Annotated in this window: 13 protein-coding genes; 4 read left to right on the forward strand and 9 right to left on the reverse strand. The window is 64.9% G+C overall.

Going from position 1 to position 13,444, the window contains the following annotated elements; all coding sequences use genetic code 11:
- Positions 1 to 86: 86 nt before the first annotated feature.
- The 8 genes from PLD_RS06235 to PLD_RS06270 all read right to left on the reverse strand — a co-directional run bounded on the left by PLD_RS06235 (position 87) and on the right by PLD_RS06270 (position 7,943).
- On the reverse strand, positions 87 to 584 hold the full coding sequence (locus tag PLD_RS06235) for a DUF6622 family protein (protein ID WP_159890892.1): 498 nt from the start codon (positions 582 to 584) through the stop codon (positions 87 to 89).
- Positions 585 to 711: 127 nt separating this feature from the next.
- Positions 712 to 1,638: a GTP-binding protein gene (locus tag PLD_RS06240; RefSeq protein ID WP_159890894.1), complete on the reverse strand. Its 927-nt coding sequence runs from the start codon at positions 1,636 to 1,638 to the stop codon at positions 712 to 714.
- Entirely contained in the window at positions 1,638 to 3,383 is a 1,746-nt protein-coding gene (locus PLD_RS06245) for an amidohydrolase (protein ID WP_159890896.1), read from the reverse strand. The genes PLD_RS06240 and PLD_RS06245 overlap by 1 nt, the downstream gene beginning before the upstream one ends.
- A gap of 237 nt (positions 3,384 to 3,620) precedes the next feature.
- Entirely contained in the window at positions 3,621 to 4,802 is a 1,182-nt protein-coding gene (locus tag PLD_RS06250) for a pyridoxal phosphate-dependent aminotransferase (protein WP_159890898.1), read from the reverse strand.
- Positions 4,803 to 4,845: 43 nt separating this feature from the next.
- Positions 4,846 to 5,550: an ABC transporter permease gene (locus PLD_RS06255; RefSeq protein ID WP_159890900.1), complete on the reverse strand. Its 705-nt coding sequence runs from the start codon at positions 5,548 to 5,550 to the stop codon at positions 4,846 to 4,848.
- Positions 5,551 to 5,559: 9 nt separating this feature from the next.
- Positions 5,560 to 6,273 (reverse strand): ABC transporter permease, encoded by a 714-nt coding sequence (locus PLD_RS06260; RefSeq protein ID WP_159890902.1) that lies wholly within the window; start codon positions 6,271 to 6,273, stop codon positions 5,560 to 5,562.
- A 51-nt stretch (positions 6,274 to 6,324) separates the two neighbouring features.
- Complete coding sequence (locus tag PLD_RS06265) at positions 6,325 to 7,098, reverse strand: transporter substrate-binding domain-containing protein (RefSeq protein WP_159890904.1); 774 nt, start codon at positions 7,096 to 7,098, stop codon at positions 6,325 to 6,327.
- Between the two features lie 50 nt (positions 7,099 to 7,148).
- Positions 7,149 to 7,943: an ABC transporter ATP-binding protein gene (locus PLD_RS06270; RefSeq protein ID WP_159890906.1), complete on the reverse strand. Its 795-nt coding sequence runs from the start codon at positions 7,941 to 7,943 to the stop codon at positions 7,149 to 7,151.
- Positions 7,944 to 8,169: 226 nt separating this feature from the next.
- Here PLD_RS06270 and PLD_RS06275 point away from each other — a divergent pair, with 226 nt between their 5' ends.
- The 4 genes from PLD_RS06275 to PLD_RS06290 all read left to right on the forward strand — a co-directional run bounded on the left by PLD_RS06275 (position 8,170) and on the right by PLD_RS06290 (position 12,563).
- Positions 8,170 to 9,090 (forward strand): LysR substrate-binding domain-containing protein, encoded by a 921-nt coding sequence (locus PLD_RS06275; protein WP_159890908.1) that lies wholly within the window; start codon positions 8,170 to 8,172, stop codon positions 9,088 to 9,090.
- A gap of 123 nt (positions 9,091 to 9,213) precedes the next feature.
- Positions 9,214 to 10,821, forward strand: a complete 1,608-nt coding sequence (locus PLD_RS06280; RefSeq protein WP_159890910.1) for a 5-guanidino-2-oxopentanoate decarboxylase — start codon at positions 9,214 to 9,216, stop codon at positions 10,819 to 10,821.
- Positions 10,822 to 11,281: 460 nt separating this feature from the next.
- Positions 11,282 to 11,758 (forward strand): HIT family protein, encoded by a 477-nt coding sequence (locus PLD_RS06285; RefSeq protein ID WP_159890912.1) that lies wholly within the window; start codon positions 11,282 to 11,284, stop codon positions 11,756 to 11,758.
- Between the two features lies 1 nt (position 11,759).
- Positions 11,760 to 12,563: a GNAT family N-acetyltransferase gene (locus PLD_RS06290; RefSeq protein ID WP_159890914.1), complete on the forward strand. Its 804-nt coding sequence runs from the start codon at positions 11,760 to 11,762 to the stop codon at positions 12,561 to 12,563.
- Here PLD_RS06290 and PLD_RS06295 read toward each other — a convergent pair.
- Positions 12,560 to 13,423 carry a DUF4087 domain-containing protein gene (locus PLD_RS06295; protein ID WP_159890916.1) on the reverse strand — a complete coding sequence of 288 codons (864 nt, stop codon included), beginning with the start codon at positions 13,421 to 13,423 and terminating at the stop codon, positions 12,560 to 12,562. The two genes, PLD_RS06290 and PLD_RS06295, sit on opposite strands and share 4 nt — an antisense overlap.
- Positions 13,424 to 13,444: the final 21 nt, after the last annotated feature.

Below are 13,444 nucleotides of genomic sequence, written 5' to 3' on the forward strand. Positions count from 1 at the left end.
AGCGACCCACCCGGCAGGACCGTCTCTACAGAGCGGTTTGCGTAGCGAAGATTCCCCGGTGCCCGGAGGGCATGGCCGCGCGGCTTTCAGGCGTTGAGCCGCAGTTGCCGGAAGTTGCGGTACAGCTTGAGTGCTCGCCCGCAGAACAGACCAACGGTAAAGCCTGCTGCGGCGCCACTGATAGCGAGCATCTGTACGCTGGCGGCCTGCTCGGGGTGCACGGCGGTTTGGTAGCCGATCCAGTATTTCACCGCGAAGAACAGCAGCGAGATGGCGAGGATCTTCAAGGTGCCGGGCACCAGGATCGCCTCGCCGCCGGACTCCAGTAGCACGCTGGCGCTGGAGAACAACAGCAGCGCCAGCAGGCTGCCGAGTGTCGCGCCGCCGGCCCAGGCGCTTAGCGCCAGCAATGGGTGATCGCCAAGGTTCACCGACCACAGCGACCAGACCAGCAGGATCACCGGTGTCAGCAGCAGCGAACGGCGGCTCTCGCGAGTGGTGGCCAGGGCGCGCAGGCCGTAGTAGCCGATCAGGGCGAAGACCGCATACACCCACATGGGGGTGCCTTGAAGGATATCGAGCATCTGTAGCGTCCTTGCTTCAGCGGAAAATGAGCGATCCATGGTGCGCTTTGTATCCGCCGACGTGAAGCCTTCGCCCTCGGCACAGCGCACCGCAGTCGTTTGCGGCTGAACACTTGCTGCTTGAGGCTCAGTGCACCTGCGTATCGCTGACCCCGGCCTCCAGTTCTTGACGCAGATCGCTGCCCCGGCGGGCGATGAACACCAACTGCGCGGCATGCTCGGTGGGCTGCCCTGTGGCCAGAGTGAACTGGCTGCGGTTGCCCACATGCTGCAACCAATAGGGTTGCTCATTGCCTTCCAGGCGCACCAGGCCCTTGAGGCGCAGCAGGTCGGCAGGCAGGTGCGCCAGCCAGTCGCGCAGCGCCTTGGGCTGCAGCGGTCGCGCGCTTTTCCACACCCAGCTTTCGAACAACTCGTCGTGGGCCTGGGGCAGGGCCTTGAACAACAGTTCGGTGGAACGCACCGGCGGCGTCAGCAGCAGCTCAGGCGGCAGTTCGGCTTGCACCGTGTCGAACACAGGCACGCGACCGCCAAGGCTGGCGCGGATGCTCTGCAACTGCTCGGCGCTCACCAGGTCGGCCTTGTTCAGCAACACCCAGTCGGCGCAGGCCACCTGGGCTCGGGACAGCCGGGCCATTTCCCCTTCCAGGTTCTGGTAGCCGCTGGCGTCCACCAGGGTGATCACGGCGTCCAGGTGCAGGCGGTTGCGCAGTTGCGGGTAGCCGATGGTCTGCACGATGCGCTGCGGGTCGGAGACACCGCTGCACTCGATGACAATCCGCTCCAGGGCCGGGCGCAGCTTGGACAGGCTCACCAGTTGCGCCAGCAGGTCCTCCTGCACGGTGCAGCAGATGCAGCCATTCTGCAGGCTGTACACCGCGTCGGTGACCTCGGCGATGATCGCCGCATCGATGTTCAGCTCACCGAAATCGTTGACGATCACCGCCAGCCGGCCGTTGTCGGTGCCTTGCACCAGGCGGTTGAGCAGGGTGGTCTTGCCGGCGCCGAGAAAGCCCGCCACCACGGTCACCGGAATGCTCGGGGTGCTGTTCATTATTCCTTGCCCTCGATCACCGGCGGCAGGCCTTCCCAGACCGCCTGCAACGGGGTGTCGCTGAAGGTGCCCTGGCGGTCGTAGACCAGTTGCCCTTCGACGAAGGTCAGTTGCACCTGGGTGTGATGGATGTAGTTGCGTGCGTCCTGGGCGAACAGGTCGCGGTCGAGGACGATCAGGTCCGCCGACTTGCCCGCCTGCAGGCTGCCGGTCAGGTGTTCCAGGCCCATGGCATGGGCGCCGTTGAGGGTCGCTACTTGCAGGGCCTGTTCCAGGCTGATGGGGTCGCCGAAGGTGTCAGGTTCCTGGTTCCACGGGTTCTGCCGGGTGACCATGGTTTCCAGGGCCAGCCACGGGTCGATGGACGCCACTGGCCAGTCGGTGCCGAACACCGCGATGCCGCCAGCCGCTAGCACGCCCTTGAAGTCATAGATGCGCTTGAGGCGCTCCTGGCCGTAACCGGAACGCGCACCGCTGGCGAACGGGGTCGGGTACCAGGCCGCCGGGGAGAACTCGGCGATCACGTCCAGGCTCTGGAAGCGCTTGAGGTTGCCCGGGTGCAGCAAGGTGCTGTGGGCGCATTGGTGACGGATGCCGCTGTGGCCGTTGCGCCGCCGGGCTTCGGCCACGGCGTCGAGGAATACGTCGGAGGCGCCGTCGCCGGTGCAGTGGGCGATCACCCGCAGGCCGCGTTTGTCCATGTCCACCACCATGTCGGTGATGTGTTCGGGGGTCAGGTTGAGCTTGCCGCGCCAGCTCGACTCCTCCGGCCAGGGCGTCAGCAGGTAGGACGATTTGGGCTCCACGGTGCCGTCGAAGTGGAACTTCACCGCGTTGGCGTTCAGGCGGGCGCTGCGATAGAAATGCCGCTCGCCACTGAGCAGCTCCCAGCGTCGACGCACCGGGAAGATATCGTCCTGCCAACTGATGGCGGCTTCCACCCGCAGGGTCAGCTCGCCGGCGTCGTCCAGTTCCTTGAGGGCCTGCAAACGGTTCTCGCAGACGTGCACGTACTTGGTGGCGGTGACCCCGCGAGAGGTCTGGAAGTGCACGCCATCGCGGTAGGCGCGACGCAGTACCGAGACCGGCGTCGGCGGCATGGCCGCGTGGATCAGGGCGTAGGCGCCGTCGATCAGCAGGCCGTTGGGTTCGCCGGTCAGTTCGTCGCGCTCCAGGTAACCGTTGCGCGGATCGCTGGTGTGACGGTCGATACCGGCCAGTTCCAGGGCCTTGGAGTTGACCATCATGGTGCCCCACATACGATCCAGCAGGGCCACCGGACGGTCGGGCATGACGCTGTCGAGCCACTCGCGGCCCGGCGTCAGGCCGGCTTCACGGAAGGTGTAGCGCACCCAGTACTGGCCATAGATCCAGCCGTCGCCGGGGTGGCTGTCGGCGTAGGCATGAATCGCCGCCGCCAGTTGCTCGGGAGTCGGGTCTTCGATGCCCACGTCCAGGTCGTCGGCGTAGCGCGGGGCCAGGGCCAGGTCCGGGTGGGTGTGCATGTCGTGCAGGCCGGGCATGCAGAAGGCCCCGTCCAGATTGTGTTGACGGGTGTTGGGCCCGATCAGCGACGCCAGGGAGGCGAGGCTGCCCACCGCGATCAGCGTGCCCTGGCGAATGGCCACTGCATCGGCCCAGGGCTGGGCCGGGTCGAGGGTGTACATCCGGCCGTTGTACAGCACCAGTTCGGCGTATTGATCAACGGCGCTGTGGGTGGAGTTGAATTGGTCGGAAGCGGTCACGGGGTCAACCTCTCAAAGCAGGGGGCCCTTTAAAGCTGGGCAGAAAAATGGGCGACAAGCTCAGTTGCAAAGGTGTTGTTATGGGCATTGCTGTGGCGAGGGAACGGGCTCCCGCCGGGTGGCGTAGCCACCCCAACGGCCGCGACCGCGATGGCACAGTTGAATCGCAGACCGGGCCTTTACGACCGTTTTGCAGTCGAGCGGGAGCAAGCTCCCTTGCCACAACCGGGCTCTTATTCAGTGTTGTGCACCCAGGGTTTCGACAAAGCCGGCGATGCGCTGGCAGGCGTCCTTGAGCACGTCGTCGGCGACGGTGAAGGAGATCCGCACGAAGCCCTCGGCACTGGCGCCGAATGCTTGGGCGTCGAGCACCGAAACCCCGGTGGCGCGGAACAGTTGCCAGGCGAAATCCATGCTCGACAACCCGGTGCGGCGCACGTCCACCAGCATGAACATCCCGGCCTCGGGCTCGCGGCAATCGAGCAACTGAACCGATTTGAGGCCGGCCACTACCAAATCGCGGCGCCGGCGATAGACCTCGCGGGCGCTGCCGATCACTTCTTCATCCAGCTCCAGGGCCTTGAGCGCGGCTTCCTGGATAAACCCGGGCAGGCCGTAGAGCATGCACAGCAGCAGGTTGTCCAGGTGCCCGACCAGGGCCGGCGGAGCGATCACCCAGCCCACGCGCCAGCCGGTCATGGCGTGGGTTTTCGACAGGCTGTTGAGGATCACGGTGCGTTCGGCCATGCCCGGCAGTGAGGCGATGCTCAGGTGCTCGCGGTCGTAGGTCAGTTGCCCGTAGACCTCGTCGGAGATCACCCACAGGTCATGCTTGCGCGCCACTTCGGCCACGGCCTCCAGTTCTTCGCGGCTATAGACGTTGCCGGTGGGGTTGCACGGGGTGGCCAGGGCGATGCCCCGGGTCTTGTCGGTCAGCGCCGCCTCCAGGGCCGCAGCGCTCAGGCGGAAACCGTTGGCCGCCGGTTGCTGGACGCAGGCGATCTTGGCGCCCGAGGCGTGGATGCAGGCCTCGTAGGTCAGGTACATGGGTTCCGGCACCAGCACTTCGTCGCCACTGCTGAACAGGCACAGCGAAGTGGCGAACAGGCCGTTCTGCGCACCGGCCACCAGGGCCACGTTGTCGGCGCTCACATCAATGCCCAGCAGGCGCCGCTGTTTGGCGGCGATGGCCTCGCGCAGTGCCGGGCGGCCGAGGACGTGGGTGTAATGGGTGTCGCCCTGCTCCAGAGCGGCGCTGGCAGCGGCGCTGATGCGTGCATCGGTGGCGAAGTCCGGATCACCGACGCTGAGGACGATCACATCCTCGCCGCGACCCCGGGCCTCGATGGCTGCGTAGTGAATATCCCAGGCGCTGACGGATTCGCCGCTGATGCGCTGAACGAAAGGTGAGTAACGCATGCTGTTCTCCTCACGGGCCTCGTTGCCCGCGCAATGAATGGGTTCAGGCCTGACGCTGCGGCCGCTGGTTTTGCGAAGCGCTGCCCAGACGTGCGCACAGGTGTTCGATGACAAAGGCCAGGACGATGTAGATCAGCGCCACCGCCAGCAGTGGCTCATAGACCTTCAGGGTCTGGGCGCGCACCAGGTTGGCGGCGCCGAGCAAATCCGTGACCGCCACGGTGGACGCCAAGGCGGTGGCCTTGAGCAGCAGCACGCATTCCCCCACCAGGGTTGGGCGCACCAGCTCCAGGGCCCGGGGCAGCCAGACCCGGCGCAGGGTCAGCCAGTAGCCCATGCCATAGGCACGGGCGGCTTCCAGTTCACCCCGGGGCACGGCGCGCAAGCCGCCACGCAGCACTTCACCGACATAGGCACCGACACTCAGGGTCAGGGCCAGTGCCACGTACCAGAAGCCTTCGCGCAGGTAGGGCCAGAGAAAGCTGCCGCGGATCGGCGGGTAGGCCGCGAACAGGCTGCCGACCCCGTAATAGAGGATGTAGATCTGCACCAGCAGCGGCGTGCCACGGAACACGCTGATGTAGAACTGCATGGGTGCACGCAGCAACGGATTGCGCGACACCCGGCCCAGGCCCACCACCACCGCCAGGGCAAAGCCGCAGACTCCGCTCAGCAGCAGGAGCTTGAGGGTAATGCCCAGGCCGCGCAGCAGTTCGGCGGAAAAACTGTTGATCCAGGAAAAGTCCATCCGAGTCTCCTAGTGCTGGGGCAGCCAGCGGTTGGTGCGACGTTCGAGCACACGGAACAGGCTGCCGGACACCAGGGTGATGACGAAGTAGAACGCCGCGACGGCCAGGTAGAACACCAGGTAATGCTTGGTGGAACCAGCCGCCTGTTTGCCTACCGAAAGCAATTCGCTGTAGCCGACGATGCTGATCAGCGCGCTGTCCTTGACCAGCACCAGCCACAGGTTCGACAGCCCGGCCATGGCGTAGGGCAGCATGCTCGGCAGCAGGATGCGCCGCACCAGCAGCCAGCGCTCGATGCCGTAGGCCCGCGCCGCTTCGATCTGGCCGTTGGGAATGGCCTGGATCGCGCCACGGATGATCTCCGCCGAATAAGCCCCCTGGACGATGCCCAGCACCAGCACGGCGGCGATGAAACCGTTGACCGTGACGCTCGACTGCCCCATCGCCGCCATGGCCATGTTCAGCAGGTCGGTGCCGGCGTAGTACAGCAGCAGGATCAGCAGTAGCTCGGGCATGGCCCGGTACAGGGTGGTGTAGACGTTGGCCAGTTTCACCAGCCAGCGCGGGCCCTTGAGCTTGATCATCGCTACCAACAGGCCGATGCCCAGGCCGAGGACGAAGGCCCCGGCGGAAATCTGCAGGGACACCAGCGCGCCCTGAGCCAGAGCGCCGAGCCAGCCGTCGGCGACGAACAGTTGGGAAAGGTCGGACAGAGAAATCATGACGTATCCAGTCAACGCCGGTGGCCCGCGCAAGCGGGCCAGCCGGACGGCTTAGTGGGCAGAAATGTCGACGCTGAAGTAGCGGCTGCGGATCTTGTCGTAGGTGCCGTCGGCCTTGAGCGAGGCCAGGGCGGTGTTGATCCGCTGCTGCAGAGCACTGTCGCCCTTGCGCATGGCCACGCCGATGCCGGAACCGAACAGCGGGTCTTTGGGCGCCAGGCCCTTATCCGCCAGGCCGGCCCCGGCGGCGGTCTTGAGGATCGGCTCGACGGTCAAGGCGTCTGCCAGCATCACGTCGATCCGCCCGCTCTGCAGGTCGGCGATCATGTCGTCCTGGGTGGTGTAGTAGCGCAGGGTCGAGGTCTTGCCATAGTAGGTCTTGGCGAAGGTGGCGTTGGAGGTCGAGCCCTGCACACCGATCAGCTTGCCCTTGAGGCCTTCGGGGGTGGTCGTAAGCGCCAGGCTCTGGTCGGCGACCCACATGGCCGGGGTTTGATAGTAGGGCTCGGAAAAGTCGATGACCTTCTGCCGCTCTTCGGTGATGCTCAAGGAGTTGAGGATGGCATCGATCTGGCTCGATTGCAGGGCCGGGATCAAGCCGTCCCAGGCCACTTCCTTGAGTGGGCACTGGGCCTGCATGCGTTCGCACAGGGCCTTGATCAGCTCCGGTTCGAAGCCACTCCAGTCACCGTTGCCGCTTTTCATCGAGAACGGCGGGTAGGGTTCCAGGGCGATGCCGAAGACGATCTTGTCGGCGGCCACCGCGTGGCTGGCCAGTGCACTGAACAGGCAACCGGTGGCCAGGACCTTGAGCATATTTTTCATGGCTTTACCCTTTTATCGAAGTTGTTGTTTTCAAGGATTGAAGCGGAACGTCAGACTCTGTTTTCCTGGGCCATGACGAATTGCCGGCAGCGTTCGCTGACCGGGTTAAGGAACACTTGCTGCGGCGGGCCTTCCTCTTCCACCCGCCCCTGGTGGAGGAACATCACCTTGCTCGACACATCTCGGGCGAAGGCCATTTCGTGGGTCACCAGGATCATGGTGCGGCCTTCCTCGGCAATGCCCTGGATCACTTTGAGCACTTCGCCCACCAGTTCCGGGTCCAGGGCCGAAGTCGGTTCGTCCATCAACAGCACCTGGGGGCGCATGGCCAGGGCCCGGGCGATGGCCACCCGCTGCTGCTGGCCACCGGACAGAAAGGACGGGAAGGTGTCACGTTTGTTGGCCAGGCCGACTTTTTCCAGCAGGTGCTCGGCGTGGGCGATGGCATCCTTGCGGTCTTCACCGAGGACATACACCGGCGCCTCGATGACGTTTTCCAGCACGCTGCGATGGGGCCACAGGTTGAAGCTCTGGAACACCATGCTCAGTTGCGTGCGCAGTCGGGCCACCTGGGCTGGGTCGGCGACTTGAGGGTTGCCGGCGCGATCGGTCTTGATGCGCACCTCTTCGCCATTGATGCGCAAGCTGCCGCTGCAGGGAATTTCCAACAGGTTGATGCAGCGCAGCAGGGTGCTTTTGCCCGAGCCGCTGGAGCCGATCAACGACACCACTTCACCTTCATTGGCGCGCAGGGCGATGCCCCTGAGCACGTGGTGATCGGCATAGCTCTTGTGCAGATCATCGATCGCCACCACGGGATTGACGGAGTTGGGCTGCGCTTGCAAGGGTCGACCCTCTTGTTATTGTGCGATGGCCGGGCAGCGCCCGACACAGGGTAGGGCTGGAGAATTAGCCATCGATGGCCTGGGGTCAATCGAGGTTTTTTAGCTCGATCCGGTAATTTTTTTCAGCAGTCGGGGGTTTTTTCAGCGACGGGTCAGGCTATTGCCGGATCGCGTTTACGGCTATGGTGCGGGCACTCGTTTTTTTGCAGTCGAGGCATGAATCGGTATGCGTTATCCCTCCATGACCGCCCTGCGCGCGCTGGACGCGGTGGCCCGCCTGGGCAGTGTCGCCGAAGCCGCCAATGAGCTGAACCTGACCGCCAGCGCCATCAGCCACCAGATCAAGAGCCTGGAGCAGACCCTGGGTTTTGCCCTCACCGAGCGCCAGGGCCGCAGCATTCGTATCACCTACCAGGGCGAGCGCTACGCTCGGGACATCCACCTGCTGCTGGCCAATATCCTTGAGGCCGGGCAGCGCTCCGACGGCCAGCAGGTCAGTGGCCGGCTGTGCATCAGCAGCCCGCCGGGGTTCGCCACCTACTGGCTGTGCACCCATATCGCCGAGTTCCAGGCGTTGTATCCCCAGGTCGAACTGCAATTGGTGTCGCCCCGCACTCCGGGCGATACCAGCGACAGCAGCGTCGATCTGTTTGTCGCCTACGGCATGGGCGACTGGCCCAACCAGCATGTGCAGAAGATCGTGTCCCTGCGTTATTTCCCGGTGTGCAGCCCGAGTCTGGTGAATGCCATGGGCGGTTTGAAAACCCTCGACAGTCTGGACCATGCGTTGCTCCTGCACATGATCGACTACTCCGACTGGCGGGTCTGGCTGGCGGCCGCCGGGGCGCCGAATGTCGATGTCCGCCGGGGCATCATCTTCGCCGACGCGCACTTCGTGCAGTCGGCCTGCATCGCCGGCCAAGGCATCGCCATGGGCGACAACCTGATCAGTGGCGAGGCGTTGGCCCGTGGGCAACTGGTGCAGCCCTTCGGCAGCGAGATCGAATCCAACCGCGGCTACTACCTGGTGGCCGATCTGCACAAAGCCGAGCGCCCGGTGGTGCTGGCTTTCAGCGAATGGGTCAAATCCCAGTTACAGGGCATCACCCGCTTGCACCCGGAGCCGCGCCGCAACGGCAAAGCGTGAATTTTATTGAGCAATCGCCGCGATTTTTTTCGATTGTTGCGCCTCGGGTGCAACGACTAATGTCCCTCGACATCAGCCGGGCGCAGGGTGTCGCCCGCACATAAGAACAAGAGGAAGTAGTCGATGACCACCTGTGCCCAGTCCCTGGTTCGTTTGCTGGAAGGTTATGGCGTGGACACGGTGTTCGGGATTCCCGGCGTGCACACTGTCGAGCTGTATCGCGGCCTGCATGGCAGCCGCCTGCGTCACGTCAGCCCGCGGCATGAACAGGGCGCCGGGTTCATGGCCGACGGCTACGCCCGGGCCAGTGGCAAGCCCGGGGTGTGCTTCATCATCACCGGTCCGGGGATGACCAACATCCTCACCGCCATGGGCCAGGCCTACGCCGATTCGGTGCCGATGCTGGTGATCTCCACGGTCAACCGTCGCGAGCACCTGCGCCTGGGCCACGGCCACCTGCACGAGCTGCCGGACCAGCGGGCGATAGTGGCCGGGGTCTGCGCCTTCAGTCATACCTTGCAAGCGCCGGCGGAACTGCCGGAACTCCTGGCCCGGGCCTTTGCCATCTTCAAGTGCGCGCGGCCACGGCCGGTGCACATCGAGATTCCCCTGGACGTGCTGGACATGCCCGCCACCGACCTCAACCTGATGCCCCGCAGCCTGCCCGGCGCGCCGGCGCCGGCCGGGGCTTCGGTCGAGGCGGCCGCGAGCTTGCTCAATGCCGCCCACCGCCCGCTGATTCTCTCCGGTGGCGGCGCTCGGGGTTGCGCCGAAGTCCTGCGTCAACTGGCCGAGCGCCTGCAAGCGCCGGTGGCCCTGACCACCAACGCCCGCGGCTTGCTGCCTTGTGGTCACCCGTTGCTGCTCGACGGCGTGCAGTCGTCGGCCCATGGCCGGGCGCTGATCGACGAAGCCGACGTGGTGCTGGCCGTGGGCACGGAGCTGGGGGAAACCGACTACGACTTCTTCGGCTTGGGTCCGCTGCGTTTCAAGGGCTCGTTGATCCGCCTGGACATCGACCCGATGCAGGTCATGGGCGTGCAACGGGCCCATGTCGGCCTGGTGGGCGATGCGCTGCAAGGCTTGCAAGCCTTGCTGGGCAAAGTGGTACAACCGAGTGCTCGCGGACCTTGGGCCGTGGACAGCGTGCAGCGGGTCAACCAGGCCGAACGTACGGGCTGGACGCCCAAGCAACAAGGCCTGCAAGGCTTGCTCGACCTGCTGCGCGACACCCTGGGCAGCCCGATCCTGGTGGGCGATTCGACCCAGCCGGTGTACCAGGGCGCCAGCGGCTACCAGGCCCCGACCCCGGCCAGCTGGTTCAACGCCGGCAGTGGCTACGGCACCCTGGGCTACGGCCTGCCGGCAGCCATGGGCGCCAAGCTGGCACGGCCGGAGCGTCCGGTGGTGGCGCTGGTGGGGGACGGCGGCCTGCAGTTCACCAGCGGCGAGTTGATCGCCGCCAAGGAAGCGCAGATCGGCGTGATCCTGCTGGTGTGGAACAACCAGTGCTACGGCGAGATCCGCGACTACATGCAGGCCCGGGACATTGCGCCGCTGGGGGTGGACATCCTCACCCCGGACTTCCAGGCCATGGCCCAGAGCTTCCATGTGCCGCACCACAGCGCCGACACCCCGGCGCAGTTGCAGGAACTGCTGCAGAGCCTCAGGGATATCCGCCAGCCGGTGATGATCGAAGTCGACGCCGGCGCCTATCTGGCCCTGGACTGATCTGCAGGCCGCTTAACGCACAGGCCACCCGAGAGGAGTCATTCTGTTCACTTAAGCGGCCGAACGAAGCCTATTGCAGGCGGGTGTCTTGTGGTCGTGACAAGGCCTGTGGTGACAAGGCCTATTGTGGTGAGGGAGCCTGCTCCCGTCCGGTCGCGTAGCGGTCGTAAAAACTGGCGGCACGGTTTATCAGGCTCACCGGGTGAACGCTATTGGGGGGGCTGCGCACCCCAGCGGGAGCAAGCTCCCTCGCCACGGGGTAATGTTGCACTTGAGCGGCCGATCGGAGGCCTGCTTGGGGCGGCAACTGAACCCAAGAAAAACGGCGTCTGCTCATCTTGAGCAGGCGCCGTTTTTTGTTAAGTGAGCAGCATTACCCGAGAGAAGTGCCTTCAAGGGACAAGCTGAGCTACATTGACCTCGCCAACCGGGACGCACCTTGTCACTTGAGGATTCAGGGATGAACTGCATTTTCTGCCAGATTGTCGCCGGCACCCTGCCGGCGGCCGTGGTTTACCGCGATGAACACTGCATGGCCTTCATGGACGTGCACCCACTGGGGGCGGGTCATGTCCTGCTGATTCCCCAGCCCCACGTGGAAAAGCTCGATCAATTGCCCGGCTTCGTCCGTCAGCACCTGTATCAGGTGTTCGATGGATTACTGGCCGCGCAGCGGCGTGCCGGCTACGGCGTCGAAGGGACCCACCTTTTGGTCAATGATGGTCGGGCCAGCAACCAGCACATCCCCCATGCCCATCTGCACCTGATCCCGCGCAAGCGTGGCGATGCCCTGGGGTTTGCCGGGCGCTTGCTGCTGCATTTCACCGGGGTTTTTGGGCGCCGCGCGAAACTGGAAGTCCTGCAGCAGCAGGCTGCCAGCATCGCCGAACAGGTGCGCGTGCCTTGGGTCAGTGAAACGCCGGTGGGTGGCCGCTGATATGGATCGCCGCCGCGCCCTGGCGCTTGAATACGCGGAGCACCAATACCTGCGGGCCCGGGTCCAGGGTGTGGTGAGTTTGCCGGGAAACCCTTATCAGGCGCAGCTCTATGGTGATCAGGATTGCGGAGCCTTTGTCGTGGGCGGCAATCCCAGTCCGATGATGAACCGGGTGCACGGCGACAGTGCGCAACAAGCCCACAATCTTGCCGATCTGCTACAGACCTGCGTGGCTTACGCCCCGGCGATCGCCTTGATCGCCGAGTCAGCCAAGGTGGCGCCCACTCTGGAGCTGGAGGGGCAGCAACTGCAGCGCCTCAGGGGCTGGACCCACGGACAGCTGTTCGCCTCGGTGGACGAACTGGTGGCGCCGCCTTCGGCGCTGGATATCGAGCCGGTGTTCGCCTCGACCCTGGAAAGCTTCTGTGCTCTGCACCGCGAAGGCTTCAATACCCCTGCGGCCGCCCGGCCAGTCAACCAGGCAGCCTTCGGCGGCTTGCTCAACGACGGACGTGGGCATCTGTACCTGCTGCGGGACCAGGGCGTTGCGGTGGCCGGTGCGGCGCTATTCGTCGCCGACAATGGCGTGGCCTACCTGGGCACCGCCTTTACCACCAAGGTCGCCCGGGGCCAGGGCTATCACCGGGCCCTGATCGCCCATCGCTTGCAGCAGGCCGTCGCCCTCGGCGCCCAGAGTGTGGCGGCCACCGCCCTGGTGAACTCGCAAAGCCGGCGCAACCTGGAGCACTACGGCTTGCGCCTGTCCCACCTGCAAACCCTGTATCGGGCCGAGTCACAGGGCTAGCGCTGTGGCGTTGTCGGCGCCGGGTCGAAGCGGATCGAGTACAGAATCGCCCTCAGGGTGGCGAAGTCCTGGAAGAAACCCACGCTATCAGCCACCACCTGACGCTGGCCGCTGTCGAGCACCGCCATCAGGCAGGTGCCGCCAGCGGCGTGGAAGCCAGTTTGCTCATCGCTGACGCCGCAGGTTTGATAAGCCAGCAGGCCTTGCCAGCCGGGGCCACTCAGTTTCTGTACCGGGCTGGGCGCGTCCTTTCCGGCGCTGCGCATCCACACGCCGTTTTCCTGATAGAAAAACAAACCTTCGGCGGCCTGTTCCAGGCTGCCCTGCTGCAGGCACAGGTGCAGGGTGTATTCCTCCTGGGGGCGTTTTTTCGGGTGGTCCAGGGTGAGGCAGTTCTGCGCCTGGCCAAGCTTCCAGCCTTTGGGGTATTGCAGGCTGAAGCCCTGACCCTTGAAGCGTGGTGAATCCTTGGGCAATACCGGAACTCCGGCTTCCTCGCGCAAGGGTTCGTACAGGCTGGGATCGTTGCGACAGGCAGACAGCGGGCGGGCCTTGGCCTTGTGCAATTGGTCGAGGCGATGGGTCTGTGGATCAGCACTGGCGCTGACGCAGGCACAGCCGTAGCCGTAATGATTGTTGGTCCGTACCCATTGCTGATCGTTGAAGGTGGGCCAGTCGCCCTCGGCCTGATAACCGCCCTGGCTGGCAATTTCCCAGACGCCGTCGCGGTCGGTCAGGGTGGCGTTGGCCGGCGTCGGGTTCTTGAACCAGCCGCATCGGCGTTCGATCTTAGCCGTCGCGGCGCTGGCGGGTAAGGCAATCAGTGTCAGGAGTGTGCAGATCAGGGCGCATTGCAGCATGGAGCATCCTTGTTCGGTGAG

It is taken from the genome of Pseudomonas sp. LD120, from assembly GCF_009861525.1.
Taxonomy (GTDB): Bacteria; Pseudomonadota; Gammaproteobacteria; order Pseudomonadales; family Pseudomonadaceae; genus Aquipseudomonas.

Bases quoted from the DNA above. Each gene is read 5' to 3' on its own strand.
- PLD_RS06295 (WP_159890916.1), bottom strand. From the start codon at position 13,423: ATGCTGCAATGCGCCCTGATCTGCACACTCCTGACACTGATTGCCTTA.
- PLD_RS06280 (WP_159890910.1), top strand. From the start codon at position 9,214: ATGACCACCTGTGCCCAGTCCCTGGTTCGTTTGCTGGAAGGTTATGGC.
- PLD_RS06260 (WP_159890902.1), bottom strand. From the start codon at position 6,273: ATGATTTCTCTGTCCGACCTTTCCCAACTGTTCGTCGCCGACGGCTGG.
- PLD_RS06250 (WP_159890898.1), bottom strand. From the start codon at position 4,802: ATGCGTTACTCACCTTTCGTTCAGCGCATCAGCGGCGAATCCGTCAGC.
- PLD_RS06290 (WP_159890914.1), top strand. From the start codon at position 11,760: ATGGATCGCCGCCGCGCCCTGGCGCTTGAATACGCGGAGCACCAATAC.
- PLD_RS06265 (WP_159890904.1), bottom strand. From the start codon at position 7,098: ATGAAAAATATGCTCAAGGTCCTGGCCACCGGTTGCCTGTTCAGTGCA.
- PLD_RS06240 (WP_159890894.1), bottom strand. From the start codon at position 1,638: ATGAACAGCACCCCGAGCATTCCGGTGACCGTGGTGGCGGGCTTTCTC.
- PLD_RS06285 (WP_159890912.1), top strand. From the start codon at position 11,282: ATGAACTGCATTTTCTGCCAGATTGTCGCCGGCACCCTGCCGGCGGCC.
- PLD_RS06255 (WP_159890900.1), bottom strand. From the start codon at position 5,550: ATGGACTTTTCCTGGATCAACAGTTTTTCCGCCGAACTGCTGCGCGGC.
- PLD_RS06235 (WP_159890892.1), bottom strand. From the start codon at position 584: ATGCTCGATATCCTTCAAGGCACCCCCATGTGGGTGTATGCGGTCTTC.
- PLD_RS06275 (WP_159890908.1), top strand. From the start codon at position 8,170: ATGCGTTATCCCTCCATGACCGCCCTGCGCGCGCTGGACGCGGTGGCC.